Below are 26850 nucleotides of genomic sequence, written 5' to 3'. Positions count from 1 at the left end.
GAGGACTGAGTTGAGCCCCATCCGCTCCGCGAGCATCGCGGCGCTCGCATCGGCCGTGCTGGCCACCACGCTCACCGGCTGCCAGTTCGGCGAGGAGCAGCAGGACACCAACCCGATCGTGATCGCCGCCGACCTCGAACTCTCCGGCGCCTCGGCACCGGTCGGCAAGGTGTACCAGCGGGCGCTGGAACTGAAGGTCGAGCAGTTGAACTCCTCCGGCGCACTGGGCGCCCGGAAGATCGAGCTCAAGGTGAAGGACAACCGCTCGGACGCCGCCGAATCCTTGCGCAACATCAACGATTTCAGCAACGACTCCGACGTCACCGCCATCATCATGGGCGGCTGCAACGAATGCGCGGTCGGCGCCGTCCGCACCATCGACGAGAAGCGCATTCCGACGATCGCGCTCGCCGCCTCCGCCGCCGTCACCGAGCCGGTCGCCCAGCGCCGGTACGTCTTCAAACTGGCCCCCAACGCGGCCGACAGCGCCGGCGCGCTCACCACCGAACTCACCCGCCGCAACATCCGCAGGGTGGCCGTGCTGCACACCGCCGACGACTACGGGCGGGAGGGGCTGGCCGCGCTGCGCGGCGAGTTCACCAAGGCCGGCATCCGGCTGCTGGGCGCCGAGACCGTACGGACCACCGACACCGACGTCACCACCCAGGTCTCGGCCCTGGTGGAGCGGAAGCCCCAGGCGCTGGTCGTCTGGACGCCGCCGGAGCAGGCGTCGCTCGCGGCCGCCAGCGCCCGGCAGGCCAGGTTCGCCGGATCGCTGTTCTTCGACGCGTCGGCCGCGGGCGACCTCTTCCTCGGCGGCTCGGCACGGACCACCGAGCGGGCGACCCTGATCTTCACCCAGACCATGGTGATCGACGACGTCATCGCCACCACCCCGGCCAAGGCGGCCCGCCGCCAGTGGTTCCAGGACTACACCGCCCGCTTCGGCGGGTACCACGGCTTCTCGTCGTTCGCCGCGGACGCGGTCCAGCTCGTCGCGGACGCCGAGCTGCGCGCCGGTGGGGAGCCCGGCCGGGTGAACCGGGCCGCCCTGCGCGACGTGCTGGAGACGTCGCAGCTGGACGGCCTCTCCGGCCCGATCCGGATGACCCCGGACAACCACTCCGGCCTGATGCCCCAGGCCCTCACGACCCTGGTCGCCCGGGGCGGCCGCTGGCGGCTCGCGGGATAGTCGCCCTGGTGGGTGTGGCCCCACCGCAACCGGCTCCGGGCGGTCATGGGGTGGGGGGGTGATCTTTAGCGTCTCCGGTCAAGGTGGGGTCAGCGGGATGAGGTGGTGGCGCGGACCCAGGGGAGGGCGAGGCGCTCCACCAGGCTGAGGGCGGAGTAGAGCAGGATGCTCATCAGCGCGATCAGCACGATCGCCGCCCAGGCCGTCGCGCTGTCCCCGATCCCGTTGTACTGGAGGATCTGGTAGCCCAGCCCCGGCTTGTCCGAGTAGAACTCCCCGATCACCGCGCCGATCGCGGCGAGCGGCATCGCCACTTTCAGCCCGACGAACATCTGCGGCAGGGCGGCCGGGAAGCGCACCTTGCGGAACGACTGCCACCAGGAGGCGTTCAGCGAGCGGGCCAGGTCGGCCAGGTCGGCCGGGGTGGTGGTCAGCCCGGTCGCGGTGGAGAGCACGATCGGGAAGAAGCAGAGCAGGAACACCATGGTCAGGATGGGTTTCTGGCCCCAGCCCACCGAGACCACCAGGAGCGGGCCGAGCGCGATCTTCGGCACCGCGTTGATCGCCACCAGCAGCGGCGCGAACATCCGCTCGACCCGGCGGGAGGCGGCCAGCGCCATGCCGATCAGCACGCCGGCCACCGAGGAGAGCAGGAAGCCGAGAAGGGTCATCGCGGTGGTGATGCCCAGCGCCGGCAGCAGCACGTCGCTCGTCCCGGTCAGCGCGCTCCACACCACCTGCGGCGGCGGTAGGGACGCCGGATGAACCAGGTGCAGACCCGACGTCACCGTCCACCAGACGGTCACCGCGATCAGCAGCCCGAGCGCCGGCAGCCCCACCGCCGCCGGGCGTACGCCGGTCCGGCGCGGCCCGGCCGGCTCGATCGCCGGCTGGTCCGGCGCCGCCGCGCCGACCCTGGTCCCGGTCAACTCCGTCAACGTGTCCTCCTCTGCTGGACCGGCCCGACGACCGGCACGCGAAGGGGGTGCGCCCCCACCGGAACCCCGGCGGGCCGCACCCCCGATGTCCGGGTCGACCGGTCAAGCCTTCGGCGCGAGGTTGAAGTCGATGATCTGGTCGGGGGTCAGGTTCTGCTTGAGCGCGCCCGCGCCCTGCAGCAGCGCGATGCTCTTGGCGACCCGGCCGCTGTCCAGGGTGCCCAGCGCGGTGCCGGAGTTGCTGGACCGGACGTACGCGGCCATCAGCTGCAGCTCGGCGGCGGCCGCGGCCGGGTTGGTGGCGGCCACGTTCTTCTTCAGGATGTCCGCCGCCTCCTGCGGGTTGGCCAGGGCGTACTCCAGGCCCTTGAGCAGCGCCGCGGTGAAGCGCTTGACCATCTCCGGCTTCTCCTTGGCGATCTTCGCGGAGGTGATCAGCGCGTTGCCGTAGAGGTCCTGCATGACGTTGCTGTACGGCAGCACGACCGGCTTCTTCTTCGTCACCGCCTCGACGGTGGGCTGACCGACGACGAACTGGCCGATGCCGTCGACCGAGCCGGAGGCCAGGGTGCCCATCAGCGTCTGCGCCTCGCCGTTGATCCAGGTCACCTTGGCGGCGTCGATGCCGGCCAGCCGGGCGTACGTCGGGAAGAGGTTGCGCACGACGGAGCCGGGGGTGTCGGCGAGCTTCTTGCCCTCCAGGTCCTTCGGGGTGGCGATGCCCTTGCCCTCGACCGAGACGATGGCCGCCATGGTGCGCTGCTGGATCGCCGCCACCGCGACGAAGTCCTTGGCCTGGCCGTTGCCGAGCTGGAGCAGACCACCGGTGAGGTCGATCGGGCCGAAGTCGGCCTGACCGCCGACCACGGTCTGGATGACCGCACCGGTGCCCTGACCGGGCTTGATCTCCACGTCGAAGCCGGCGTCGGAGAAGAAGCCCTTCTCCTTCGCCACCCAGGCGTAGGAGTCCCGACCGAAGTTGCCGAACGAAGTGAGGTACGTCACTTTCTCCAGCGTGCCGGTGCCGGCGCTCTTGGCGTCGTCGGACTTGTCCGAGCCGCTGCTGCAGCCGGAGACCAGGGCGAGGGCGGTGGCCAGCGCGGCCGCGGCGACCGTACGGGTCAGCCTTCTCATCAGTGCACCATGTCCTTTCCGACCAGGTCATCTTCGCCCGGACGGGTCGTGGGTCCGACGGTGCCGGCAGGAGGGGCAGCCGACGGGACCGTCGTGAGGGGACTGTTCGCGGGCACAGCGTACGAGAAGGCCAGCATCGGCAGGCCGGGCGTATCGGTTGCGGAACGGAAACGAAGTTGCGTGACGGAAACTGACAGCCGTCCACCCTGGACGGTGCTACAGGGACCGCCGCCGGTTACCCTTTGCCGGGCTCGTGATCGTCGAGCGGGAGGGAGCCGGCGGAGGATGATCAAACTGTCCGCGGTGTCCCGCACCTTCGACGGCCGCGCGGGGCGGGTCGAGGCGCTGCGCGGCATCGACCTCGACGTCGCGGAGGGCGAGTTCGTCGCCGTCCTCGGCCGCTCCGGCTGCGGCAAGTCCACCCTGCTCCGCATGATCGCCGGGTTGCTGCCGGTCAGCGAGGGCGGGATCACCGTGGCCGGCACGCCGATCACCAAGCCCCGCCGCGACATCGCCATGCTGTTCCAGCGGCCCGCCCTGCTGCCCTGGCGCTCGGTGCTGGACAACGTCCTGCTCCCGGTCGAGATCTTCGGCTGGAGCCGGGCGAAGCACCGCGAGCGGGCCCGGGAACTGCTGGACCTGGCCGGCCTCGGCGGCTTCGAGAAGCGCCTGCCGCACGAACTCTCCGGCGGCATGCAGCAGCGGGTCTCGCTGTGCCGGTCGCTGATCGGCGAGCCGCGGGTGATGCTGATGGACGAGCCCTTCTCGGCGCTCGACGCGCTCACCCGGGAGGAGCTCTCCGGCGAACTCCAGCGGGTGCACATGGAGACGAAGGCGACCATCGTCTTCGTCACCCACTCGATCGACGAGGCGGTGCTGCTCGCCGACCGGGTCGTCGTGCTCAGCCCCCGCCCCGGCCGGATCCGGAAGATCCTCGACGTGGACATCCCCCGACCCCGCACCCTCGGCCGCAACGCCCACCTGGCCGAGGTGTCCCGGGTCAGCGCCGACCTGCACGAGCTGTTGATGGAACGGGACGCCCCCGGCGCGCCGGCGCAGGCCGAGGACGCGGCGGCGGCCGACCCGGTGGAGACGCCGGCGGGCTCCGGCACGGGAGGGCGGTGACCATGCGCGTCTCGGTCTTCACCGAACCGCACCGGGGGGCCAGCTACGACGACCAGCTCCGGTTCGCCCGGCTGGTCGAGGCGGCCGGATTCGAGGGTTTCCTCCGCGCCGACCACTACCAGTCCATGGGCGACGACCCCGGGCTGCCCGGTCCCACGGACGCCTGGCTCACCCTGGCCGGGCTGGCCCGGGAGACCTCCCGGATCCGGCTGGGGACGCTGGTCAGCTCCGCCACCTTCCGGCTCCCCGGGCCCCTCGCGGTGATGGTGGCCCAGGTCGACCAGATGAGCGGCGGCCGGGTCGAGCTGGGCATCGGCGCCGGCTGGTACGAGCGGGAACACCTCTCGTACGGCATCCCCTTCCCCGGGGTGGCGGAGCGGTTCGACCGGCTGGCCGAGCAGCTCGAGATCATCACCGGGCTGTGGGCCACCCCGTCCGGCGAGACGTACCGCTTCACCGGCGACCACTACCGGCTCGTGGACGCGCCCGCGCTGCCCAAGCCGGTGCAGCGGCCCGGCCCGCCCGTGATCGTCGGCGGCCGCGGCCCCAAGCGCACCCCCGAGCTGGCCGCCCGGTACGCGGACGAGTTCAACATGCCGTTCAAGAGCGTCGCCGAGACGGCCGCCGCGTACGAGCGGGTGACCGAGGCGTGCCAGCGCACCGGCCGTACGGAGTCCGGGCGGGCGCCGCTGGTGCTCTCCGCCGGGATCGTGGTGGCGATCGGCCGGACCGACGCGGAGGCGCAGCGGCGGGCCGCGCCGCTGCACGTCAAGAGCGCCCTGCCGCCGGAGGACCCGGTGGTCGGCTCACCGGCGCAGCTGGTCGACCGGCTCGGCGAGTTCGCCGCGATCGGCGCCACCCGGGTCCACCTGCGGCTGATCGACTTCGCCGACCTCGACCACCTGGAGCTCATCGCCGCCGAGGTGCTCCCCCAGCTGGACGGAAGCCGATGACCGAACTGTCCCAGGACGTCGAACTCGGCCCGGTGGGCCAGGAGATCGTCTACGAGAACGACCGGGTGCGGGTCTGGCACATCCGGCTGGAGCCGGGCGAGCGGCAGCCGCTGCACCGGCACGACCACCCGTACCTGGTGGTGGCGATCGAGGGCGCGAAGAACGTGGTGCAGACCGTCGACGGCACCCGGATCGACGCCGACGAACCGACCGGCGGGGTGGTCTACCGCGACCCGGGCGCCGTGCACATGCTGACCAATGTCGGGGACACGACCTATCTGGCCCGTCTGGTCGAGCTGAAGTAGCCACACCGGCGGCGCGCGCCGCGCCGCGCTGCGTCAAGGTGGCGATCGGGCGCACCGGGCCGTAACGTGCCCGACATGGCCTTTCGGACGTGGGGCAGGCTGCTGCTCACGGCGCTCGGGGTGAGCGTGCTGGCCGGGGCCGGCCAGCTCGGCGTCGCGTACGGGTTCGGCGTCGTGCGCCTCAACGGCGCGTTCACCGACGGCTCGGTCAACCGGTGGCCGGCCCAGCTCGTCTGGGTGGCCTGGTTCGCGGCGGTCGCCGCGGTGGCCGGCGCCGTCCTCACCGAACGTTTCGCCCGCCGGGACGGGCTCCCGGGCGGCACCACCGAACAACTGGCGGTCGCCGGGGCCGCCGCGCTGGGCGCGATCGTCGTCGCGCCGCTGTGCATGCAGCCCGCGCGCGCGGCCGAACTGGGCGGCACGGTCGACCCGGTCTGGGCGGTCGGCATCTGCGCCATCCTCGGCGCGGTGGTCGGCGCCGGGGCGGCGCTCGCCGTACTGCTGAACTCGCCGCTCGGCTGGAACATCGCGCTGACGGGCGGGGTGATCTGGCTGCTCGCGCTGCTCTCGGCGGCGCCGGCGCTGGCCGCGGCCGGGCCGCTGCCCACCGTACGCCTCGGGGTCCTGGAACCGTCGTGGTTGGACGCGGCGGCGGCCCAACGCCTGGCCATGCTGATCCTGCCCACGGTGGCCCTGCTCGCGGGCGCGGCGGTCGGCGCGCTGGCCCGCCTGCGCGGCCACCTGCCGCTGGTCGGCGGCGCCGCGGGCGCGGCCGGCCCGGTCCTGGTGGCGTTCGCCTACCTGACCGCCGGCCCGGGTGTCGCGGCCGACCGGTACCAGCTCGCGCCCTACTACGGGGCGCTCATCGCGGTCGCCGCCGGCGCGCTCGGCTCGACGGCCACCACCGTGCTGCGTCGGCCGGCGCCGGCGACCGACGCCATCGAGCCGACCGACATCCTCCAGCCCCTCCCGACCGGGCCCGCTCCCGCTGGTTCCCCGGCGGACCGGGCGGCGGGCGGTCCGGCCACGACCGACCCGAGCCCCGGCGGGGCACCGCCCGCGGCCCTGGCCGGCAGCACCGCCGACCTGGGCCTCCATTCGGCCGGCCGGGAGACCCACCCGACCGGTGCCGGCCGACCCACCCCCGCACACTGGGACTGGCCGGTGGCGGCGACCGGCACCCCGACGCCGGCACCGGCCGGCCTCGCCCGGCCGTCCACTCGCCGGCACGCCCGTTCCGGCGAGCACCGCGGCCCGGCCGTCCCCGTACCGGCCCCCGCCGACGACCGCGACCGCCCGGCCCCGTCCGTCGTGCCCGCCGACGACCCCGGCCCCGCGACCCCGGCTGTCTTCTCCACCGCCGACGACCGCGACCTTGCCACCCGGCCCGCGGTGCCCGCCGGCGACAACGACCTCGCCACCCGGCCCGCGATGCCCGCCGGCGACCACGACCTCGCCACCCGGCCCGCGATGCCCATCGACGACCGCAACCTCGCGACCGCGGCTCCCGTCCCGGCCGGCGACGGTGACCCGGGGCGTCTCGCCGGTGCCCCGGCTCCCGACGCCGGCGCCCCCGACCGCACCATCGGTCAGGCGGCCACGATCGGGGCGGGTCGGGTGATCGAGCGGGACGCCGACGACCCGACCCAGAGCCTGCCGGCGCCCGCCCCACTCTCGTCGGCGAGGCGCATCTCGGCCGTCGACGTGGTCGCCGCCGGCCGGACGACGACGCCGCAGGCGACGCGAGCCGCCACGACCGCGGCCGGGACAGTGACGCCGGCTCCAGCGGCGCCCACGCCGGGGACGGCGGACCCCGGCCCATCGAGCCAGGTGACGGCACCCACGCCCGGGACGGCGAGCCCCGACCCCTCGACCGAGGTAGCGCCGCTCGAGACGGCGACCCCCCGCCCCTCGACCCAGGTGACGGCACCCAGGCCAGGAACGGCGACCGCCGATTCCTCGGTCGAGACAGCGGCATCCGCTCCCTCGGCCGGCACGGCGAGGACCGCGCAGTCGGCCGGGACGGCGCTGCCCGCGGCCGACGTCGAGACTCGTGACCCGGGGGTCCCGCTGTCGGCCGGCACGCCCACGGACAGCGCGGCCACGCCCGATGTGGAGGCGCCGGCACGCATGCCGGAGACCGCCGCGCCCGGACCGGAAGCCGAGATGCCGGACGGGGTGGCCCCGGCCCGGTCGCCCGGTACGGCCGCCGACGGCCGACGGTCCCGGTCCGGCTCGTCCGCCGGGTCCCGGTCGGCCTCTGCGGCGTCGTCGACGAGCCGGCCGAAGCGGGCCCGCAAGCCGCGGTCGGCCGCCAGCGGGGCGGCCGGGCCGACGACCACCGCCCCGACGCCGACCTCGGCCGACGCCGCACCGGAGACCGGGCGCCCGACATCGAACGGCGCCCCGGGCCGCATCCGCCCCACACCGTTGGCCGACCGGCCGACCGACGTGGCGCCCGCCGTCGCCGGCACCGACCTGCCGACGGCCTTCTCCTCCTCGACACCGAGCGACCTCCCCTCGACCACCGCGACCGGACAGTCGCCGACCGCCGATGCCGCCACCGGACGATCCCGTACCGGTGACCGGTCCACCGCCACCGGACAGGCGCGTACCCCCGACCGGCCCACCAGCACCGGCGAGGCCGCCGCCGCGGACCGGGCCGTAACCGCCGATTCGCCCGGCGCCGGCGGCTCGCCGGAGTCCGCGACGGACACCGGCGCGGCCCTGCCCGCTCCACCGGCCACCGGCCCGGCGTACCTGTCGTCGGCGGCGCCCGACGACGCCCCGGCGGAGGCTGGGCAGGGCTGGTCGCCGCGCCCCCGCGGTCCGATCTTCGAGGACGACGCGGACCGGCGTAGTGACATCCGACCGGCCTGGCCGATCGCGCCCGCGCCGGCCTGGCCGACCACCCCGCGACAGCCCGCCGCCCCGACCGGGTCCACGCCGGACGCCACCGCCGACGACGACGGCGGCACCCCGGCCGAGCCGGCGCCGCGTCCCCGGCACCGCGCGCTGCCCGACTTCGGCCGGGCGGCGAACTGGGACGCCCTGGCGAACGCGCGACGCGCGGCCGGGCCGAACCCGGTCGACCCGGCCGGTTCCCCCGTCCCCGCACCGGCCGACGAGCCGGAGCGGGAGACGGACGACCGGTCGCCGGCCGCGACCGACGGAGACGAGGAGTTCGACGCCGGGAAGTCGCGGCCCCGCCTTGGCCTGTTCCGCCGGAACCGGGCAAAGGGCGGCGAGGAGAGCACGCCGAACCGGAACAGCCGCGAGCCGGAGCCGGTGCCCGCGCAGGACGAGGAGTACCTCGACTGGGTCAGCGGGCTGGGTCGGCCCGCCCCGGACAGCGACCCCGGTTCGCTGCGTACCGGCCGGCACCACCGGGACTGACCGGCACGCCGGTCGGGCCGACCGCACCGGACGGCCCGGCCGGCGTGACCTCAGGCGAGCGGCAGGTAGACCCGACCGCCGGAGGACAGGAACTCCGCCGACTTGTCCCGCATGCCCCGGGCTGCGTAGTCCTTCAGCTCCTGGGTGATCTTCATGGAGCAGAACTTCGGCCCGCACATCGAGCAGAAGTGCGCGGTCTTCGCCGGTTCCGCGGGGAGCGTCGCGTCGTGGTAAGACCGGGCGGTCTCCGGGTCCAGCGAGAGGTTGAACTGGTCGGACCAGCGGAACTCGAACCGGGCCTTCGACAGCGCGTCGTCCCAGGCCTGTGCGCCCGGGTGGCCCTTGGCCAGGTCGGCCGCGTGCGCCGCGATCTTGTACGCGATCACGCCCGCCTTCACGTCGTCCCGGTCCGGCAGCCCCAGGTGCTCCTTCGGGGTGACGTAGCAGAGCATCGCGGTGCCGAACATGCCGATCATCGCGGCGCCGATCGCCGAGGTGATGTGGTCGTACGCGGGCGCGATGTCGGTGGTCAGCGGGCCGAGGGTGTAGAACGGGGCCTCGTGGCACCACTCCTGCTGGAGGTCCACGTTCTCCTTGATCTTGTGCATCGGCACGTGCCCCGGCCCCTCGATCATCACCTGCACGTCGTACTCCCAGGCGACCCTGGTCAGCTCGCCGAGGGTGCGCAGCTCGGCGAACTGCGCCTCGTCGTTGGCGTCGGCGATCGAGCCCGGGCGCAGCCCGTCGCCGAGCGAGAAGGTCACGTCGTACTCCGCCAGCAGCGCGCACAGCTCCCGGAAGTGGGTGTAGAGGAAGTTCTCCTCGTGGTGCGCCAGGCACCAGGCCGCCATGATCGAGCCACCCCGGGACACGATCCCGGTGACCCGGTCCACCGCGAGCGGCACGTACGGCAGCAGCACCCCGGCGTGCACCGTCATGTAGTCGACGCCCTGCTCGGCCTGCTCGATCACGGTCTCCCGGAACACCTCCCAGCTCAGCTTCACCGGGTCGCCGCCGACCTTCTCCAGGGCCTGGTAGATCGGCACGGTGCCGATCGGCACCGGCGAGTTGCGCACGATCGCCTCGCGGGTCTCGTGGATCCGCTTGCCCGTCGACAGGTCCATCACGGTGTCGGCGCCCCACCGGGTCGCCCAGGTCAGCTTCTCCACCTCCTCCGCGACCGAGGAGGTGACCGCCGAGGTGCCGATGTTCGCGTTCACCTTGACCAGGAACGCCTTGCCGATGATCGCCGGCTCGCACTCCGGGTGGTTGACGTTCAACGGCAGCACCGCCCGGCCGGCGGCGATCTCCTCCCGGACGAACTCCGGCGCGACGCCCTCCCGGATCGCCACGAACTCCATCTCCGGCGTCACGATCCCGGCCCGCGCGTAGGCGAGCTGGGTCGGCCGCTTCCCGTCCGCGCCGGCCAGCGGCGTTCCCGCACCGCGTACCGGGGCCACGTCGCCGCGCTCGGCGATCCACGGGCCGCGCAGCGGAGGCAACCCCACCTCCGGGTCGGAGCCCGGCCCGGACGTGTCGTACAGCCGCAGCGGCGGGTTGTCCCCGGTCAGCTCCACCTCGGCGAACGGCACCCGGACGTCCGGCCGTGCCCCCTCGACGTAGACCTTGCGACGTGCCTGCATGACAGCCTCCCTGATGGTCAACGGGACCAGCCGAAGTGGTCCAGCGGGCCGCGTCCCGCGCCCAGTTCCCAACCCCGCCCGCCGGTCAGCGCGCGGGTGACGTACTCCTTGGCGGCGGCGACCGCGACCGGCACCGGGTCGCCCGCCGCCAGCCGGACGGCGACCGCCGCCGAGAACGAACAGCCCGTACCGTGGCTGTGCCGGGTGGCCACCCGCGGCGCCCGCAGCAGCGTGGTCACCCCGCCGCCGACGAGCACGTCGACGGACTCGCCGGCCGCGTCCACGTCGCCGCCGGTCACCACCACGTGCGCCGGGCCGCCGGCCGCGAGCGCCTCGGCGGCGGCGACCATCTCCTCGACCGTGGTCACCGGGCGTCCGGTGAGGGCTGCGGCCTCCGCGCAGTTCGGCGTCGCCACCTCCGCGTACGGCAGCAGCCGCTCGACCGCCTCCACCACGCCGAGCCGGTGCCCACTGGTGGCGACCAGCACCGGGTCGACGACCAGGCGGGGCAGCCGCCCGGACCGCGCCGCGTCGGCCACCACCTCGGCGACCGCCGGGGTGCCGAGCATGCCGGTCTTCACCGCCCGTACGTCGAAGTCGCCGAGCACGCTGTCGAGCTGGTCGATGACCGTGCGGGGTGGCAGCGGCAGGACGGCGTCCACGCCCCGGGTGTTCTGCGCGGTGACGGCGGTGATGACGCTGGTGCCGTACGCGCCCAGGGCGGCGAAGACCTTGAGGTCGGCCTGGATCCCGGCGCCGCCGCCGGAGTCGGAGCCGGCGATGGTGAGCACTGTCGTGGGGGTCACTTCTGGTCTCCGGTGGTTGCGCCTGAGGGCTGCCGCACCGCCTTGAAGAAAGCCGAGGTCAGCGTCGTGGCTGCCGCGGTCGGGTCTTCGGCGCGCATGATCGCGCCGAGCACCGCCACGCCCACTGCTCCCGCGCCGATGCAGGCGCGCACCTGGTCCGGCGTCTCGACTCCCCCCAACGCCAGGACCGGCACCGGGCTGACCTCGATCAGCTCGCGGAGTCCCTCGGGATGCAGGGGTGGGCCGTGGCCGGGTTTCGTTCTGGTGGGGAAGACGGGTGAGAGGGTGGCGTAGTCCTCTGTGGTGAGTCGGCGCAGTTCCGCCTGGTCGTGACAGGAGCGGCCGACGAGCCCGCAGCTCGGCGGCGGGTAGGGGCCCGCGGCGGGCAGGTGGACGGCGTCGCCGCCGAGGGGGTCGGGGCCGGCGACGATCAGCGTGCCGCCGGCCTCGGCGAGCAGCGCGCGGAGTTCGACGGCGAGGGCGGCCCGCTCGGCGCGCGGAAGGTCCTTCTCCCGCAGCACCACCCGGCGCACTCCCCCGGCCACCGCCGCCGCGACCACCGCCACGAGCGGCCGCCGCGCCACCCGCCGGTCCGTCAGCACCACCACCCCCGACACCGCGGAAGCAGCCGGCGCCTCTGGCGGCCGCCGCGTACCGAGCTCCACGGTGACCGCGCCCGAGCTGCCGGTCACAGGTCCGGCCTTCCCTCGTCGGGGGTGGACGGGAGTGCGTGGAAGCGGCGCGGGATGCGGCCGGCGGCGCGGGCGAGGCGGCCGGCCTGCACGGCGTACCGCATGGCGGTGGCCATCGCCACCGGGTCGGCGGCCCGGGTGACCGCGCTGGCCAGCAGCACCGCGTCGCAGCCCAACTCCATGGCGAGCGCCGCGTCGGAGGCGGTGCCGATGCCGGCGTCCAGGATCACCGGCACGGCCACGCCCTGCCGGATCAGCCGGATGTGGTGCGGGTTCGTGACGCCCAGCCCGGAGCCGATCGGCGCGCCGGCCGGCATCACCGCCGCGCAGCCCACGTCGGCGAGCCGGCGGGCCAGGATCGGATCGTCCGAGGTGTACGGCAGCACGGTGAACCCGTCGGCGACCAGCTCCTCGGCGGCGCGCAGCAGTTCCACCCCGTCGGGCAGCAGCGTGCGCTCGTCGCCGATCACCTCCAGCTTCACCCAGTCGGTGTCGAACGCCTCCCGGGCCAGGTGGGCCACCTTCACCGCCTCGGTGGCGGTGTGGCAGCCGGCGGTGTTCGGCAGCAGCTTCACCGCGCACCGGTCGAGCAGGTCGAGCAGCCCGCCGGCGCCGCCGGGGGCGGTGTCGACGCGGCGCAGCGCCAGGGTGACCAGTTCGGTGCCGGAGGCGCGGATCGCCTGCTCCAGCACGTGCAGGTTGGCCGCGCCGCCGGTGCCCAGGATGAGCCGCGAGCCGAACGTCGCGCCGCCGATCGTGAAGGTCACCGCGCTCACCCGCCCTGGGCGGCGCTGAGCACCTCGACCCGGTCGCCGTCCCGCAGCACCGTCGCCGGCCAGCCGCCGCGCGGCACCACCTCGCCGTTGACCGCCACCGCGAGCCCGCGCTGCTGGTCGGTGACCGCGCGGACCAGGTCCGCCACGGTCGACCCGCCCGGCAGGTCGCGCCCGGCGCCGTTCACGATCAGTTCCACGTCTCCTCCTCGGCGGTGAACCGGTCGGGTGTGCAGGGCGCCAGCAGCGGGTCCGCCTCGCCGGTGACGATCAGCTCGGTGACCAGGTCGGCGGTGACCGGGGTGAGCACGATGCCGTGCCGGTGGTGCCCGGTGGCGGCGAGCACGCCGGGCCGGCCGGGCAGCCACCCGATGACCGGCGCGTTGTCCGGCGTACCGGGCCGCAGCCCGGCGGACGCCTCGACCAGGTCGTACTCGGTCAGCCCGGGCAGCAGGTCGACGGCGGCGCGGAGCAGCCGCAGCACCGCGCCGGCGGTCACCTCGGTGTCGGCACGCTCCTCGACGGTCGCCCCGACCACCACCTCGCCGGTGTCCCGGGGCACCAGGTAGACCGACTCGCCGTCCGCGTACCCCCGGATCACGTGCCGGAAGCCCGGCGTGCCGCGACCGGGCGCGCGGAGCCGAAGCACCTGCCCCTTCACCGGCCGGACCGGCAGCCCGGTGAGCGCCGCCGCCCCGCAGCCGGCCGCCACCACGGTGACGCCCGCGTCCACGTCGGACAGCCGGTCGACCCGGCCCGGCGCCAGCGTCGCCCCGGCCTGCTCGGCCGCCGCCCGCAACGCGGCGACCAGCCGCCGCGGGTCGACCTGGTGGTCGCCGGTGGCGACCGCGCCGCCGCGCACCCGCGGCGCCAGCGCCGGTTCGCGCTCCCGCAGCTCCGACGGGCGCAGCGGCGTGATCGGCAGCCCCAACCCCTGCTGGTACGACCACAGCCGGCGCGCCTCGGCCAGGTCGTCGCCGGTCAACCCGACCACCAGCGTGCCCTCCGTGCGGTACCCGAATCCGGTGCCGGCGGCGTCGGTCAGCTCGGCGGCGAAGCCCGGCCAGCGGGCGGCGGACTCGGCGAGCAGCCCGGTCAGCTCGCGCTCCCCGAAGTACGCCTCGGCGACCGGCGCGAGCATCCCGGCCGCGACGTACGACGCCCCGGAACCCGGGGCCGGATCGTGCACGACCACCCGCAGCCCCCGCGACGCGCAGCGCCAGGCGATCGCCAGCCCGACCGGTCCCGCCCCCACCACGGCGACGTCCGGTCGGGTCAGCACGTCAGCGCCCCGAGCAGCTCGGCGGTGGCCCGGGCCGGATCCGCGGCCCCGGAGAGCGCCCCGACCACCGCCACCCCGTACGCCCCGGCGGCCCGCAGCGCCGGCACGCTCGCGGCGGTCACCCCGCCGATGGCGATCACCGGAACGTCCACCGCGGCGGCAACCGCGCGCACCCCGGCGGGGCCGATCGGCGCGGGCAGCCCGGTCTTCGTAGTGGTGGCGTGGCAGGGGCCCACGCCCAGGTAGCTGGCCCCGGCGGCGACCGCCTCGGCGGCGCTCCCCGGCTCCCGGGCGGTCGCCCCGAGCACCGCGGCGGAGCCGAGCACCCGACGGGCCGCCCGCACCGGCAGGTCGTCCGCGCCGACGTGCCCGCCCGCGGCGTCGACCGCGAGCGCCACGTGCAGCCGGTCGTTGACCAGGCACGTCGCCCCGTACGGCCGGCAGAGCGCGACCACCCGGCGGGCCAGCTCGTACGCCTGGCGGTCGGTGGCGTCGTCCTCGACGCGGACCTGGACGACCAGCTCGGCGCGGGCCACCGGCAGGGCGGCCCGCAGCACGGTGAGCGGGTCCCGCCCCGGCCGGGTGTCGGTGATCAGATGCAGTCGTCCGAGAGACGGCACGGCAACACTCCTCCCTGCGCCGGCATTACCCGGATCAGGTTCGACGGTCGGGGGCTTCAGCCCCCCTCTCAGCCCGGTGCACCGGGCTCCCGTGGGTTACTTGCGGCCTACCGTACGACGGACGGGCGGATCCGCCAAGGGCAGGGGTCCGCTTTTCCCACTGACCGTCCGGAGTCGACGGCAGGGGCAGCGGGTGACCGTCCGCTCACGCCATGCTGTCCGGATGCCTTCGGCCCCGCGCGTGCCCCGACGGCTGTCGTTCCTGCCGTCCTGCGGCAGTCGGGCCGTCGCCGACGGGCTGCTCACCTGGGCGATGGCGTGGTGGTCGGCAGCGCGAAATGCCCGGCCGCCCACGGTCGGGCGGCCGGGCACGGCGCGCGGCGGGGGGTGGTGCGGGCGGGTCAGAGGATGGCGTCCAGGGCGTCGAGGTCCTCGTCGGTCGGCTGCCAGGCGCCCGCCTCGGCGTTGGCGCGCACCTGCTCGGGCGTGGTGGCGCCGGCGATCACCGAGGTCACCGCCGGCCGGGCGGCCAGCCCGCCGATGGCCACCTGGAGCATGTTGACCCCGCGCTCCGCGGCGTACGCCTCGAGCGCCTCGATGGTGTCCCAGTCGGCGGCGGCCAGGCGCTCGGCGTACCGGCCGCCGCCGGAGAGCCGGCTGCCGGCGGGCGGGGCCTCGTTGCGCTTGTACTTGCCGGTGAGCAGGCCGTTGGCGAGCGGGAAGAACGGCAGCATGCCCAGGCCGAACCGCTCGCACGCGGGGATCACCTCGGCCTCGACGGACCGCTCCAGCAGCGAGTAGTGGTTCTGCGCGGAGATGAAGCGGGTCCGCCCCTGGGACGAGGCGGTCCAGTCGGCGTCGGCGATCTGCCAGCCGGCGAAGTTGGAGTTGCCGAGGTAGCGCACCTTGCCGGCCCGGACCAGGTCGTCCAGGGCGGCGAGGGTCTCGTCGATCGGGGTGCCCGGGTCGGGCTCGTGCATCTGGTACAGGTCGATGTGGTCGGTGTCGAGCCGGCGCAGCGACGCCTCGACGGCGCGGGCGATGTAGCGGCGGGCGCCGCGGGCGCCGAAGTCCGGGCCGTTGCGGCCGTGCATGTCCATGCCGAACTTGGTGGCGACCACCACGTCGTCCCGGCGGCCCTTGAGCGCCTGGCCGAGCAGCTCCTCCGAGCTGCCCTGCGGCTCGCCGTAGATGTCCGCGGTGTCGAAGAAGTTGATCCCGGCGTCGAGGGCGGCGTCGACCACCGCTCGGGTGTCGTCGAGGTCGAGCTTCCGGCCGAAGTTGTTGCAGCCGATGCCGACCACGGACACCACGAGCCCGGAGTCGCCCAGTCGGCGGTAGTTCATCTCAGTCACGAGATCCACCCTATGCCCGCCCGTCCGGGCCCACCCGCGCAGTCGCCAACCGGCGGCCCGCCCTCGGCCGGACGGCCCGCACCGCGCCGATCACTTCACGTCCCAGACCGGCTCGACCGTCTCCACCACCTCGCCGTCGCCCCGGAACAGCACGAACCGGTCGAACGAGCGGGTGAACCAGCGGTCGTGGGTCACCGCGATCACGGTCCCCTCGAACGCGGCCAGCCCCGCCTCCAGCGCCTCGGCGGAGGCCAGGTCGAGGTTGTCCGTCGGCTCGTCGAGCAGCAGCAGGGTCGCCCCGGACAGCTTCAGCAGCAGCACCAGGAACCGCGCCTGCTGCCCACCGGAGAGGGTGCCGAACCGCTGGTCACCCTGGCCGGCCAGCTCGTACCGGCTGAGCGCGGCCATGGCCGCGTGCCGGTCCATCCCGGCGCGGTGCTCGTCGCCCCGCCAGAGGATGTCGACCAGCGTCTTCGCCATCAGCTCGGGCCGGTCGTGGGTCTGCGAGAAGTGCCCGGGCCGGACCCGGGCGCCGAGCCGCACCAGCCCGTCGTGGGCGACGGGCGCGAGCGCGCCCGCCCCGTCCACCGGGGTGTTGGCCGGTTCCGGGTCGGTGCCGCCCCGGGCGAGCAGCCGGAGGAAGTGGGACTTCCCCGTCCCGTTCGCGCCGAGCACGGCGACCCGGTCGCCGTACCAGATCTCCAGGTCGAAGGGGTAGGTCAGGCCGTCGAGCTCGAGCTGCTCGGCGACCACCGCGCGCTTGCCGGTCCGCCCGCCGGTGAGGCGCATCCGGATGTCCTGGTCCTTCGGCGGTACGGGCGGCGGCCCGGCCTCCTCGAACTTGCGCAACCGGGTCTGCGCGGCCTGGTACCGCGAGGCCATCCCGTCGTTGTACGCCGCCTTCTGCTTGTACATCAGCATCAGCTCGCGCAGTTTCTGGTGTTCCTCGTCCCAGCGGCGGCGCAGCTCGTCGAGGCGCGCGTGCCGGGCCACCCGCGCCTCGTGCCAGCTCGCGAAGCCGCCCGGGTGCACCCAGGCGCTGCCGCCCTCGACCGCGACCACCCGGTCGGCGGTCTGCGCCAGCAGCTCCCGGTCGTGCGAGACGTACAGCACCGACTTGCCGGATTCGCGCAGCCGCGCCTCCAGCCACCGCTTGCCGGGCACGTCGAGGAAGTTGTCCGGCTCGTCGAGGAGCAGCACCTCGTCGGTGCCGCGGAGCAGCAGTTCCAGGGCGAAGCGCTTCTGCTGGCCGCCGGAGAGGGTCCGCACCGGACGGTCGCGGGCGGCGTCCCACGGCAGGTCGAGCACGATGGTGGCGACGGTGTCGAAGAGCACCTCGGCGCCGTACCCGCCGGCCTCGCCCCAGGCCGCGAGCGCGTCCGCGTACGCGAGCTGGGCCTTGCCGGCGGCGGTGCTGTACTTGCCGCGGACCTCGGCGTCGCGCATGGCCGCCTCGGTGGCGACGAGCCGGCGGCCGGCGTCGCGCAGTGCCGGCGGGGCGAGTGTGAGCGCCAGGTCGGCGAGCGTGGTGTCGTCCCCGATCATGCCGACGAACTGCCGCATCACGCCGAGGCCGCCGGAGCGGGCGACCGCGCCGGTCTTCACCGGCAGGTCACCGGCGACCATCCGCAGCAGGGTCGTCTTGCCGGCGCCGTTCGGCCCGACCAGGGCCACCTTGGCGCCCTCGCCGACCCGGAACGACACGTCGGAGAAGAGTTCCCGACCGTCGGGCAGGATGTGCCCGACCGCTGCCACGTCCACGTATCCCACGCCGGCATCCTGCCGGAGTGCCCGGGGTGGGCGACACTCGATTACCGGGTGACCCGCAGCACCCGGTAGCCCTTCTGGCTGGCGTGCCGTTCCACCTGCCAGCCCTGCTCGACGAGCCAGCGGTGCAGCGAGTCGCCGCCGAGGTGGCGGGCGACGACCAGCCAGGCGACGCCGTCCGGGGCGAGCCGGGGCAGCCAGCGGCGCAGCAGCTCGTGCAGCTCGGCCTTGCCGATCCGGATCGGCGGGTTGGACCAGAGCTCGGCGAAGGTCAGGTCCGCGGGTACGTCGTCCGGGGCGGCCACCCGCACCCGGTCGGCCACGCCGACCCGGGCGGCGTTGGCGGCGGTGAGCGCGCGGGCCCGCTCGTTGACGTCGACCGCCCAGACAGTGGCGTCCGGGGCGCACGTGGCGAGCACGCAGGTGATCGGGCCGAATCCGCAGCCCAGGTCGAGCAGCGGCCCGGCGGCGCCGGGCGCCGGCAGCTCCGCTTTGCGCAGCAGCACGGCGGTCCCGGGGTCGAGGCGGTCGGCGGAGAAGACGCCGCCGGCCGAGGTGAGGGTGAAGTCGCGCCCGGCGACGGAGAACTCGACCTCGCGCGGCTGGGCGGCGGTCGTGGGTTCAGCGGTGAAGTAGTGGTCGCCGGTCACGTCCGGCATTGTCGCACCGGCCCGATGTGGGCCCGTCGACGGCGTGGCGGACAGCACGCCACGCCACCTTCGCCAGAATTTCCCAATATTACCCTCTAAAGGGGAAATCGGCCTTACTGTGGGCCACATGGTGTATCGGTACGAGTCCGATGAGGACGCCTTCCTGGAGTACCCGGAGCCCGGGTACGACCTGTCGGTGCTCGGCGCCGGTGCGCCTCCGCCCGCCCGGCCCTCGCCGTCCCGCTTCCCGACCCCGTCGCTGCCGCCACCGGCCCGGACCGTGCGGCCGACCCGGCCGCCGGCGGCCGAAGCGAGCCCGAGCCCGGCCCGACCCGCGGTCGACCCGGCCCCGGCCCGGGCCGCTGTGCCAGTGCCGCAATCCGCGCCCACCCAGGCGCCGCAGCCCCCGGCGAGCGCGCCCGGCATCGCCCCGGCCGCTACGTCGGACATCGCCACGGAGACGCCGCCGACCGAGGTTCCCGACCCGAGCCAGCCGCTCGACCTGCCCCGGTCCCGCCACGGCGACCGCAAGCGCGGGGGCGGCCGGACCTGGCAGGTGCTGATCGGCGGCGCGGCCGTCCTGATGCTGCTCGCCCTCTGCGGGCTGGCCGCCGCCGCCCTGCTCCAGAGCCGGACCGCCACCCCGCAGGGCGCCGCGCCGACCGGCCAGCCCATGGCCGAGCAGTCGGCCGCGCCGCACGACGGTCCCGACCTCAACTCCCGGGACACCGACCCGCTGGGGCTGAGCGCCAAGGAGGTGTTCCCCGGCAAGGCGCTGGTGGTCGCCGACGGCCAGCCGGGCTACCAGGTGCTCAAGACCCACTCCAGCGGCAGTTGCGCGGTCGCGGCGACCGGCGAGGTCGCCGACCTGCTGGTCCGGCTCGGCTGCAACCAGGTGGTCCGGGCCACCCTCCGCTCCCCGGACGGCGGCCACCTGCTCACCGCCGGGCTGTTCAACCTGACCGACCTGGCCAGCGCCCAGCGGGCCCGGGACCGGATCCGGCAGATGCTCGACGAGCGGCACGGCCGCCTCCAGGGCATGTCCGCCGGGGCCGACACCGAGGCCGTGGCGAACGCCGCCGCCCGGGTCGGCTGGCAGGTACGCGGCCACTACCTCGCGTACTGCGTGGTGACCCGGGCCGATGGGCAGCGGATCAGCGCCGACGACGCCAAGGTCGGCGAGATCCTGTACGACATGATCGAGGTGCACCTCAACCGCGGCGTGTTGGAGCGGCGGGCGAACGCCGGCGTGGCCAGCCAGCCCACCGACGCCCCGACGGACGGCACCGCCGGCCAGGAGGGCGGCCGCGACGTCCGGGAGTCGCCCGGCACCTGAGCAGCGACCAGGCGGCCCGCCGTCCCCGCCGGCGATGTCCGGCACCGGGACGGCGGGCCGTTCGCCGCCCGGCTCCGGACGGCGGTCGCTCCCCCGCTCCGCGGTTGGCGGGGTCAGCCCTCGACCACCGGCACCCGGAGTCGGCGGGTCAGGTCGGCGCGGCGGGCGTACTCGGCCGGATTCTCCGGATAGCCGACCGCGACCAGGGTCAGCCCGTGCGCGGCCGCCACGGTGACCTCGCTGGAGCGTTCCCGGCGGGTGAGCAGGCTCGCCGGCCACTCGACCGGCCGGCGGCCGTCCCCGGCCACCAGCATCGCGCCGACCAGGCTGCGCACCATCGCCTGGCAGAACGCGTCGGCCTGTACGGTGGCGACCAGGATGCCGTCCGGGTCCCGCCGCCAGTCCAGCCGGGTCACCTCGCGCAGCGTGGTGGCGTTCTCCTTGCGCCGGCAGTACGCGGCGAAGTCGTGCTCCCCGACGAGGCCCGATGCGGCGGCGTTCAGCGCGGTGAGATCGAGCGGCTTGGGCCAGGCCAGGGTGTCGCGCCGGCGCAGCGGCTCGGCACCCCAGGGGGCGTCGGTGACGCGGTACTCGTAGCGGCGGAAGGTCGCCGCGAAGCGGGCGTCGAAGTCGGCGGGGACCTCGGTCATCGCCCGGACCCGCACGTCGGTGGGGAGCAGCCGGGCCAGCCGGCGCAGCAGCCGGCCCTCGTGCTCCCGCCACACGGCGGTGGGCAGGTCGAGGTGGCAGACCTGGCCGGCGGCGTGCACGCCGGCGTCGGTGCGGCCGGCCACGGTCAGCCCGGTCGCGGTCCCCGCGCCGAGCACCAGGTCCAGCGTCTCGACGAGCACCCCGGCGACGGTGCGCCGGGTCGGCTGGGCGGCCCAACCGGAGAAGTCGGTGCCGTCGTAGGAGACGTCCAGCCGCAGCCGGATCCGCTCGTCCACCTCGTACCTCCCGTTCACGGCGTCGGGCCCGGCACCCCAGGAAGGGATGCCGGGCCCGACGATGCTGCCTGTGCTCAGGCCTTGTTCTCGGTGGCCTCGTCGCTGTCCTCGCGGGCGGCGTCGGTGTCACCGGACGCCGACACCGGCGCCTCGGAGTCCTGGTCGACCGGGGTCGACTCCGGGGTCTCCTCGGCCGGGGCGAGCGCCTCGACCTTGTCCTGCTGGGCGGCCTTGCGGGCGGCGGTCTTCTTGTTCGCCTTCGGCTCGGCGACCTGAAGCTCCTCCACCAGCTCGATGATCGCCATCGGAGCGGCGTCACCCTTGCGCGGACCGGTCTTCACGATCCGGGTGTAGCCACCGTTGCGGTTGGCGTACCGGGGCGCGATCTGGTCGAACAGGGCGTAGACCACGTCCTTGTCCTTGACGACGCCCAGCACCCGCCGCCGCGCGGCGAGGTCGCCCCGCTTCGCCTTGGTGATGAGCTGCTCGGCCAGCGGACGCAGCCGCCGGGCCTTCGTCTCGGTGGTCTGGATCTTGCCGTGCTGGAACAGCGCGGTGGCCAGGTTGGCCAGCATCAGCCGCTCGTGCGCGGGGCTGCCGCCGAGGCGGGGGCCCTTGGTGGGCGTGGGCATGCTTGGTGCTCCTCAGGTGTGGCGGCAGCGCGGACTAGAGCTGCTCGGTCTCGCGGTAGTCGTCGGTGTCGTAGTCGGCCTCGCCGAAGGCGTCCACGACGTGCGCCGGGTCGAAGTTCGGGGCCGAGTCCTTCAGCCCGAGACCCATCCCGGCGAGCTTCATCTTGACCTCGTCGATCGACTTCTGACCGAAATTCCGGATGTCGAGGAGGTCGGCCTCGGTACGCCCGATGAGCTCACCAACGGAGTTGATGCCCTCGCGCTTGAGGCAGTTGTAGGAGCGGACGGTGAGGTCCAGCTCCTCGATCGGCAGGGCCAGGTCCGCCGCCAGCTGCGCGTCCTGCGGGGACGGCCCGATGTCGATGCCCTCGGCGGTCTCGTCCAGCTCCCGGGCCAGCCCGAAGAGCTCCACCAGCGTCGAGCCGGCCGAGGCCAGCGCGGTGCGCGGGCCCATCGACGGCTTGGTCTCGACGTCGATGATCAGCCGGTCGAAGTCGGTCCGCTGCTCGACGCGGGTCGCCTCGACGCGGTACGTCACCTTGAGCACCGGCGAGTAGATCGAGTCGACCGGGATCCGGCCGATCTCGGCGCCGGCCTGCTTGTTCTGCGCGGCCGTGACGTAGCCCCGGCCCCGCTCGACGGTCAGCTCCATGTCGAGCCGGCCCTTGCCGTTCAGGGTGGCGAGCTTCAGGTCCGGGTTGTGCACCGAGACACCGGCCGGGGGCTGGATGTCACCGGCGGTCACGTCGCCCGGGCCCTGCTTGCGCAGGTACATGCTGACCGGCTCGTCGTGCTCGGAGCTGACGCAGAGCTCCTTGATGTTCATGACGAGCTCGACCACGTCCTCCTTGACACCGGGGATGGTGGTGAACTCGTGCAGGACACCGTCGATCTTGATCGAGGTGACCGCCGCACCCGGGATGGACGACAGCAGCGTACGCCGCAGCGAGTTGCCCAGGGTGTAGCCGAAGCCCGGCTCCAGCGGCTCGATGGTGAACCGGGAGCGGGTCTCGTTGATCGACTCTTCGGAGAGAGACGGTCGCTGGCTGATGAGCATTTCTTCTCTTCTCTTCCGGGGCGCCCGCTATATGACGCCCACGACACAAACTGTTCCGGTGGCCCGCCCCGGAGGGCGGGCCACCGCAACGAGCCCTTACTTGGAGTAGAGCTCGACGATCAGCTGCTCCTGGACCTGGGTGTCGATCACCTGGCGGGCCGGGAGCGAGTGCACGAGGATCTTCATCTGGCTGGGGATGGCCTCCAGCCAGGCCGGCACCGACCGGGAACCGGCCTGGGCCTGCGCGACGATGAACGGGGTCAGCTCCTTGCTCTTCCCCCGCACCTCGATGATGTCGTGCTCCTTGACGCGGTACGACGGGATGTCGACCTTCTTGCCGTTCACCGTGAAGTGGCCGTGCTTGACCAGCTGGCGGGCCATGTCCCGGGACGAGGCGTAGCCAGCCCGGTAAACGACGTTGTCCAGCCGCGACTCGAGGATCTGCAGGAGGACCTCACCGGTCTTGGCCTGCTTGCCCACGGCCTCCTCGTAGTAACCGCGGAACTGCTTCTCCAGCACGCCGTAGACACGGCGGGCCTTCTGCTTCTCACGGAGCTGGAGCAGGTACTCCGTCTCCTTGGTGCGGCCGCGGCCGTGCTGCCCGGGCGGGAACGGCCGGGACTCGAACGGGCACTTCGGGCCATCGCACTTGCTGCCCTTGAGGAACAGCTTCATCTTCTCCCGCCGGCAACGGCGGCAGTCAGCACCGGTGTAACGAGCCATCTCTCTCTACCTCTCAGACCCGGCGACGCTTCGGCGGACGGCATCCGTTGTGCGGCTGCGGGGTGACGTCGGAGATCTGCCCGACCTCCAGCCCGGCGGCCTGCAGTGAACGGATGGCGGTCTCCCGGCCGGAGCCGGGGCCCTTGACGAACACGTCGACCTTGCGCATGCCGTGCTCCATCGCCCGACGCGCGGCGGCCTCGGCGGCCAGCTGAGCGGCGAACGGGGTCGACTTGCGGGAGCCCTTGAAGCCCACCTGGCCGGAGGAGGCCCAGGAGATGACCGCACCGGTCGGGTCCGTGATGGACACGATGGTGTTGTTGAAGGTGCTCTTGATGTGCGCCTGCCCGTGGGCGACGTTCTTGCGTTCCTTGCGCCGGACCTTCTTGACGGCGGCTCCGGCACGAGCCTTCGGTGGCATAAGTCTGTGCGCTCCTAGTTACTTCTTGCCGGGCTTCTTCTTGCCGGCGACGGTCCGCTTCGGACCCTTCCGGGTCCGCGCGTTGGTCTTGGTCCGCTGGCCACGGACGGGCAGGCCCCGGCGGTGCCGGATACCCGCGTAGCAGCCGATCTCGACCTTGCGGCGGATGTCAGCGGCGACCTCGCGGCGCAGGTCGCCTTCAACCTTGTAGTTGCCCTCGATGTGGCTGCGGAGCTGGACCAGCTCCTCATCCGTGAGGTCCCGAGCGCGCTTGTCCGGCGAGATGCCGGTGGCGGCGAGCGTCTCCAGGGCGCGGGTACGGCCGACCCCGAAGATGTAGGTGAGCGCGATCTCCATCCGCTTGTCGCGGGGGAGATCCACGCCGGCTAGACGTGCCATGTGCGGGCGTACTCCTCGTGATGTTGTTGCGGAGGTGTGGACCCGTCCCACCCCGCTACCGGCCGTCCCGTCTTTCCGACGCTGTCAGCGCCGGCGACCGGGATCGGTCGCTGCCCGAGCGGGCCCCGGCCTCCGACCGGGGGTCAACCACGAGGGAGTACGCGCTGCGTACCGCTCGCGGCTGGGACGAGCTGGTGATGTGCTGTCGGGATCTACGACGCCCGGGCCGATCCGACCGGCCGTGTCACGACCGGTGGGACTGGTTCAGCCCTGGCGCTGCTTGTGGCGCGGGTCGCTGCTGCAGATGACCATGACCCGGCCGTGCCGGCGGATAATCCGGCAGTTGTTGCAGATCCTCTTGACGCTCGGCTTGACCTTCACGGTTGCCTTACTTCCCATCTGGCCCGGAGGCGCGACCACGCGCGACGCCGGACGTCGAAGACGGACACGGGGACGTCCCGGCCGCCGTCAGGCTTACTTGTAGCGGTAGACGATGCGCCCGCGGGTCAGGTCGTACGGCGAGAGTTCGACGACGACCCGGTCCTCCGGCAGGATGCGGATGTAGTGCTGCCGCATCTTGCCGCTGATGTGAGCCAGCACCTTGTGACCGTTCGCGAGCTCCACCCGGAACATGGCGTTCGGCAGGGGCTCGATGACCCGACCCTCGATCTCGATGGCTCCGTCTTTTTTCGGCATGTCCTCCGCTGTCCTGACGTCGGTTACTCCGGACGGCCCACAACGTCTTACACGGGCTCCGACGGAAATCGTCGGGCCCGAGCCAGCCGCGGCTCCGACTCCCACCGAAGCGCAGGGTGGGCATGCCGGAGTGGACGCTGTGCGCCGATCTGAAAGTGTACGCCCGCCTGCGGTCCGTCGCCAAACCGACCACCCCGCACGTCACCTGCCCGGGAAAACGGACAGCCGGGGCGGATCCGTGCCGTGACGAGCGAAGACGCTACCGCTCCCCCGCCCGTCGGGCCTGCCGGCGGGCCAGGCGGCGCTCCCGCCGGTCGTCCCGGTGGCGAGGCTCACCGGCCGCCAGGCCGCCCGCCGTCCGCATCAGCAGCAGCGCGCCCCACGGCCCGAGCACCCACAGCGGCCAGTAGAAGACCAACTCCCGGGCGCCGACGGCGGACAGCCCCCAGATCGCGGTCAGGATCGCGGCGACCCGCAGCCACGGCATCCACACCTCGAGCAGCCAGCCGCTCGGTGCGCCGGACGGCACCGGACCCGAGGTCGGGGCGGCCGGCGGCGGCGCGGGCGCGGCCACGTCGGCCGGGCCCGGCTGGCGCGGAGCCAGCGCCGACCGGTCCACCGGCGCCGGTCCGGGGAGGTCGGCCAGGACCTGGCCCAGTTCCCCGTACGTCTTCGCGCCGTAGGCCCGTTGCAGCCGCTCGTCGTACTCGAACAGGTCGATCCGGCCCTCTTCGAGCGCGACCCGGAGCCGGTCCGCCGTCTCCTGCCGGTCCGCGTCGGCCGCCCGCATCCCGTCCCGCCAGTCCATGCCGGCAAGCATGCCACCGTTCCGCCACCCGCGGGCAACCGGCGGCCGCGGCCGCAGCCGGATCCGGACAACGGGCGCCAAGGGGCCCCGAGACCCCATCGCCGCGGCGCGGCCGATGCGTTCGCGACATCAGCTCCACAGCGCCCGCGACAGGAGCGTCCCGGGACGGCGGCCAACCCTCTCCGCCGCTAGTGCCGGCGGGTGAAGCTCACCGGATCAGGCGCCGGCGGCAGCCCGGGCCCTGATCCACGGCAGGCGCCCGACGGCAGCCCGGGCCCGACGGTCGGCCGTCAGCGCGCCGGGGAGTCGGCGGACTGGCGAGCGGTCACCAGGTCGCCGAGGCGGGCGCGGCCGCCGTCCTCCGCGGTCAGCACCCAGACGCCGTCGTCGAGCAGCGCCATCGAGTGCTCGACGTGCGCCGCCATCGACCGGTCCCGGGTCACCACCGTCCAGCCGTCGCCCAGCTCCACCGTGCGCGGCGAACCCATGGTGATCATCGGCTCGATCGCCAGCGCCAGCCCGGGGACGAGGCGGGGGCCCTTGCCCGGCCGCCCGTGGTTGAGCACGTGCGGGTCCTGGTGCATCTCGGTGCCGATGCCGTGGCCGCCGTACCCGTCGACGATGCCGTACCGGCCGCCCTTGCGGACCGCGCTCTCCACGGCGTGCGAGATGTCGGTGAGTCGGCCCTTGCCGCTCGCCGCGCCCCGGGCGGCGGCGGCGATCCCGGCCCACATGGCGTCCTCGGCGACCGCGGCCATCTTCAGCAGGGCCGGGTCGACCTCGCCGACGCCGACGGTGATGGCGGCGTCGCCGTGCCAGCCGTTCAGCACGGCGCCACAGTCGATCGAGATCAGGTCCCCCTCGCGGAGCATCTGCTGCGACGACGGGATCGCGTGCACGACCTGCTCGTTGACGGAGGAGCAGATGGACGCCGGAAAGCCGTGGTAGCCCTTGAACGACGGGATCGCGCCGGCCCCGCGGATGGTCGACTCGGCGATCGCGTCGAGGTCGGCGGTGCTGACCCCGGGAGCGACCGCCTCCCGCATCAGACGCAGCGCACGGGCGACCACCAGACCGGCGGCCCGCATCTTCTCGATCTGGTCTGGGGTCTTCAGCTGGATGTCCAGCTGGGGACGACGCATCGGAGCCGTAACCTTTCGTCGCGCGGAACAGCGGGGCACGTCGGACGTACCCCGCTGT

The 26850-nt window shown here is 74.0% G+C and carries 28 protein-coding genes and 1 riboswitch; of the genes, 6 read left to right on the top strand and 22 right to left on the bottom strand.

The window, feature by feature from the left end; translation table 11 throughout:
- The first annotated feature begins 10 nt into the window (after nt 1-10).
- Nucleotides 11-1192 carry an ABC transporter substrate-binding protein gene (locus ACFOYX_RS19855; RefSeq protein ID WP_322439009.1) on the top strand — a complete coding sequence of 394 codons (1182 nt, stop codon included), beginning with the start codon at nt 11-13 and terminating at the stop codon, nt 1190-1192.
- An 89-nt stretch (nt 1193-1281) separates the two neighbouring features.
- Here ACFOYX_RS19855 and ACFOYX_RS19850 read toward each other — a convergent pair whose 3' ends face one another.
- Nucleotides 1282-2121 (bottom strand): ABC transporter permease, encoded by an 840-nt coding sequence (locus tag ACFOYX_RS19850; RefSeq protein ID WP_375373557.1) that lies wholly within the window; start codon nt 2119-2121, stop codon nt 1282-1284.
- Between the two features lie 111 nt (nt 2122-2232).
- Nucleotides 2233-3264, bottom strand: coding sequence for an ABC transporter substrate-binding protein (locus ACFOYX_RS19845; RefSeq protein ID WP_322439010.1), 1032 nt, complete (start codon nt 3262-3264; stop codon nt 2233-2235).
- A gap of 285 nt (nt 3265-3549) precedes the next feature.
- Between ACFOYX_RS19845 and ACFOYX_RS19840 the strand changes: the two genes are divergently transcribed.
- From ACFOYX_RS19840 to ACFOYX_RS19825, 4 genes are all read left to right on the top strand, one after another.
- Nucleotides 3550-4389 carry an ABC transporter ATP-binding protein gene (locus ACFOYX_RS19840; protein WP_236648429.1) on the top strand — a complete coding sequence of 280 codons (840 nt, stop codon included), beginning with the start codon at nt 3550-3552 and terminating at the stop codon, nt 4387-4389.
- A 2-nt stretch (nt 4390-4391) separates the two neighbouring features.
- On the top strand, nt 4392-5342 hold the full coding sequence (locus ACFOYX_RS19835; protein ID WP_322439126.1) for an LLM class F420-dependent oxidoreductase: 951 nt from the start codon (nt 4392-4394) through the stop codon (nt 5340-5342).
- Nucleotides 5339-5647 carry a cupin gene (locus ACFOYX_RS19830; protein ID WP_322439011.1) on the top strand — a complete coding sequence of 103 codons (309 nt, stop codon included), beginning with the start codon at nt 5339-5341 and terminating at the stop codon, nt 5645-5647. The genes ACFOYX_RS19835 and ACFOYX_RS19830 overlap by 4 nt, the downstream gene beginning before the upstream one ends.
- 75 nt (nt 5648-5722) lie before the next feature.
- Entirely contained in the window at nt 5723-9043 is a 3321-nt protein-coding gene (locus ACFOYX_RS19825) for a hypothetical protein (protein WP_322439012.1), read from the top strand.
- Nucleotides 9044-9093: 50 nt separating this feature from the next.
- Here ACFOYX_RS19825 and thiC read toward each other — a convergent pair whose 3' ends face one another.
- The 10 genes from thiC to ACFOYX_RS19775 form a co-directional block, all read right to left on the bottom strand.
- Nucleotides 9094-10686, bottom strand: a complete 1593-nt coding sequence (gene thiC / locus ACFOYX_RS19820; protein ID WP_109805006.1) for a phosphomethylpyrimidine synthase ThiC — start codon at nt 10684-10686, stop codon at nt 9094-9096.
- A gap of 17 nt (nt 10687-10703) precedes the next feature.
- Nucleotides 10704-11492: a bifunctional hydroxymethylpyrimidine kinase/phosphomethylpyrimidine kinase gene (gene thiD, locus ACFOYX_RS19815; protein ID WP_322439013.1), complete on the bottom strand. Its 789-nt coding sequence runs from the start codon at nt 11490-11492 to the stop codon at nt 10704-10706.
- The gene (locus ACFOYX_RS19810; RefSeq protein ID WP_322439127.1) at nt 11489-12109 is read right to left on the bottom strand and encodes a thiamine phosphate synthase; all 621 of its coding nucleotides are present in this window, start codon (nt 12107-12109) and stop codon (nt 11489-11491) included. The genes thiD and ACFOYX_RS19810 overlap by 4 nt, the downstream gene beginning before the upstream one ends.
- 71 nt (nt 12110-12180) lie before the next feature.
- Complete coding sequence (locus tag ACFOYX_RS19805) at nt 12181-12960, bottom strand: thiazole synthase (protein WP_322439014.1); 780 nt, start codon at nt 12958-12960, stop codon at nt 12181-12183.
- Nucleotides 12957-13157, bottom strand: coding sequence for a sulfur carrier protein ThiS (gene thiS / locus ACFOYX_RS19800; RefSeq protein ID WP_322439015.1), 201 nt, complete (start codon nt 13155-13157; stop codon nt 12957-12959). Before thiS ends, ACFOYX_RS19805 begins: the two co-directional genes overlap by 4 nt.
- Nucleotides 13148-14239, bottom strand: a complete 1092-nt coding sequence (gene thiO, locus ACFOYX_RS19795; RefSeq protein ID WP_322439016.1) for a glycine oxidase ThiO — start codon at nt 14237-14239, stop codon at nt 13148-13150. Before thiO ends, thiS begins: the two co-directional genes overlap by 10 nt.
- On the bottom strand, nt 14233-14859 hold the full coding sequence (gene thiE / locus ACFOYX_RS19790; RefSeq protein WP_322439017.1) for a thiamine phosphate synthase: 627 nt from the start codon (nt 14857-14859) through the stop codon (nt 14233-14235). Before thiE ends, thiO begins: the two co-directional genes overlap by 7 nt.
- Nucleotides 14854-14962: riboswitch (TPP riboswitch) on the bottom strand. It overlaps the preceding gene by 6 nt.
- Before the next feature lie 298 nt (nt 14963-15260).
- Nucleotides 15261-16223 carry an aldo/keto reductase gene (locus ACFOYX_RS19785; RefSeq protein WP_322439018.1) on the bottom strand — a complete coding sequence of 321 codons (963 nt, stop codon included), beginning with the start codon at nt 16221-16223 and terminating at the stop codon, nt 15261-15263.
- Nucleotides 16224-16304: 81 nt separating this feature from the next.
- A complete protein-coding gene (locus ACFOYX_RS19780; protein ID WP_322439019.1) occupies nt 16305-17984 on the bottom strand; it encodes an ATP-binding cassette domain-containing protein in 1680 nt (559 codons plus the stop codon).
- Nucleotides 17985-18025: 41 nt separating this feature from the next.
- The gene (locus ACFOYX_RS19775) at nt 18026-18631 is read right to left on the bottom strand and encodes a class I SAM-dependent methyltransferase (RefSeq protein ID WP_109801318.1); all 606 of its coding nucleotides are present in this window, start codon (nt 18629-18631) and stop codon (nt 18026-18028) included.
- Between the two features lie 127 nt (nt 18632-18758).
- Here ACFOYX_RS19775 and ACFOYX_RS19770 point away from each other — a divergent pair, with 127 nt between their 5' ends.
- Entirely contained in the window at nt 18759-19967 is a 1209-nt protein-coding gene (locus tag ACFOYX_RS19770; protein ID WP_322439020.1) for a hypothetical protein, read from the top strand.
- 113 nt (nt 19968-20080) lie between these two features.
- On the opposite strand, the gene truA is transcribed toward ACFOYX_RS19770, so the two are convergent.
- From truA to map, 10 genes are all read right to left on the bottom strand, one after another.
- Nucleotides 20081-20914: a tRNA pseudouridine(38-40) synthase TruA gene (truA, locus tag ACFOYX_RS19765; RefSeq protein WP_322439021.1), complete on the bottom strand. Its 834-nt coding sequence runs from the start codon at nt 20912-20914 to the stop codon at nt 20081-20083.
- A gap of 74 nt (nt 20915-20988) precedes the next feature.
- Nucleotides 20989-21546, bottom strand: a complete 558-nt coding sequence (rplQ, locus tag ACFOYX_RS19760) for a 50S ribosomal protein L17 (protein WP_109801283.1) — start codon at nt 21544-21546, stop codon at nt 20989-20991.
- A 34-nt stretch (nt 21547-21580) separates the two neighbouring features.
- Nucleotides 21581-22603 (bottom strand): DNA-directed RNA polymerase subunit alpha, encoded by a 1023-nt coding sequence (locus tag ACFOYX_RS19755; protein WP_007073009.1) that lies wholly within the window; start codon nt 22601-22603, stop codon nt 21581-21583.
- A 96-nt stretch (nt 22604-22699) separates the two neighbouring features.
- Nucleotides 22700-23326, bottom strand: coding sequence for a 30S ribosomal protein S4 (gene rpsD / locus ACFOYX_RS19750; protein ID WP_109801284.1), 627 nt, complete (start codon nt 23324-23326; stop codon nt 22700-22702).
- A gap of 13 nt (nt 23327-23339) precedes the next feature.
- A complete protein-coding gene (rpsK, locus tag ACFOYX_RS19745; protein ID WP_014440747.1) occupies nt 23340-23747 on the bottom strand; it encodes a 30S ribosomal protein S11 in 408 nt (135 codons plus the stop codon).
- A gap of 18 nt (nt 23748-23765) precedes the next feature.
- Nucleotides 23766-24146, bottom strand: a complete 381-nt coding sequence (rpsM, locus tag ACFOYX_RS19740) for a 30S ribosomal protein S13 (protein ID WP_109801285.1) — start codon at nt 24144-24146, stop codon at nt 23766-23768.
- Between the two features lie 264 nt (nt 24147-24410).
- Entirely contained in the window at nt 24411-24527 is a 117-nt protein-coding gene (rpmJ, locus tag ACFOYX_RS19735) for a 50S ribosomal protein L36 (RefSeq protein ID WP_109801286.1), read from the bottom strand.
- A 93-nt stretch (nt 24528-24620) separates the two neighbouring features.
- Nucleotides 24621-24842, bottom strand: a complete 222-nt coding sequence (gene infA, locus ACFOYX_RS19730; protein WP_007073013.1) for a translation initiation factor IF-1 — start codon at nt 24840-24842, stop codon at nt 24621-24623.
- A 259-nt stretch (nt 24843-25101) separates the two neighbouring features.
- Nucleotides 25102-25650: a DUF1707 domain-containing protein gene (locus ACFOYX_RS19725; RefSeq protein WP_322439023.1), complete on the bottom strand. Its 549-nt coding sequence runs from the start codon at nt 25648-25650 to the stop codon at nt 25102-25104.
- A gap of 290 nt (nt 25651-25940) precedes the next feature.
- A complete protein-coding gene (map, locus tag ACFOYX_RS19720) occupies nt 25941-26792 on the bottom strand; it encodes a type I methionyl aminopeptidase (RefSeq protein WP_322439024.1) in 852 nt (283 codons plus the stop codon).
- Nucleotides 26793-26850: the final 58 nt, after the last annotated feature.

The sequence above is a fragment of the Micromonospora sp. GCM10011541 genome, assembly GCF_042650725.1.
Lineage (GTDB): Bacteria > Actinomycetota > Actinomycetes > Mycobacteriales > Micromonosporaceae > Micromonospora > Micromonospora sicca.
This window is presented reverse-complemented; position numbering and strand designations above follow the sequence as displayed.

Coding starts and splice junctions, on each gene's coding strand:
- ACFOYX_RS19845 (WP_322439010.1), bottom strand. CDS start 3,264: ATGAGAAGGCTGACCCGTACGGTCGCCGCGGCCGCGCTGGCCACCGCC.
- ACFOYX_RS19840 (WP_236648429.1), top strand. CDS start 3,550: ATGATCAAACTGTCCGCGGTGTCCCGCACCTTCGACGGCCGCGCGGGG.
- ACFOYX_RS19835 (WP_322439126.1), top strand. CDS start 4,392: ATGCGCGTCTCGGTCTTCACCGAACCGCACCGGGGGGCCAGCTACGAC.
- ACFOYX_RS19830 (WP_322439011.1), top strand. CDS start 5,339: ATGACCGAACTGTCCCAGGACGTCGAACTCGGCCCGGTGGGCCAGGAG.
- ACFOYX_RS19825 (WP_322439012.1), top strand. CDS start 5,723: ATGGCCTTTCGGACGTGGGGCAGGCTGCTGCTCACGGCGCTCGGGGTG.
- thiC (WP_109805006.1), bottom strand. CDS start 10,686: ATGCAGGCACGTCGCAAGGTCTACGTCGAGGGGGCACGGCCGGACGTC.
- ACFOYX_RS19770 (WP_322439020.1), top strand. CDS start 18,759: ATGGTGTATCGGTACGAGTCCGATGAGGACGCCTTCCTGGAGTACCCG.
- rplQ (WP_109801283.1), bottom strand. CDS start 21,546: ATGCCCACGCCCACCAAGGGCCCCCGCCTCGGCGGCAGCCCCGCGCAC.
- ACFOYX_RS19755 (WP_007073009.1), bottom strand. CDS start 22,603: ATGCTCATCAGCCAGCGACCGTCTCTCTCCGAAGAGTCGATCAACGAG.
- rpsD (WP_109801284.1), bottom strand. CDS start 23,326: ATGGCTCGTTACACCGGTGCTGACTGCCGCCGTTGCCGGCGGGAGAAG.
- rpsK (WP_014440747.1), bottom strand. CDS start 23,747: ATGCCACCGAAGGCTCGTGCCGGAGCCGCCGTCAAGAAGGTCCGGCGC.
- rpsM (WP_109801285.1), bottom strand. CDS start 24,146: ATGGCACGTCTAGCCGGCGTGGATCTCCCCCGCGACAAGCGGATGGAG.
- infA (WP_007073013.1), bottom strand. CDS start 24,842: ATGCCGAAAAAAGACGGAGCCATCGAGATCGAGGGTCGGGTCATCGAG.
- ACFOYX_RS19725 (WP_322439023.1), bottom strand. CDS start 25,650: ATGGACTGGCGGGACGGGATGCGGGCGGCCGACGCGGACCGGCAGGAG.
- map (WP_322439024.1), bottom strand. CDS start 26,792: ATGCGTCGTCCCCAGCTGGACATCCAGCTGAAGACCCCAGACCAGATC.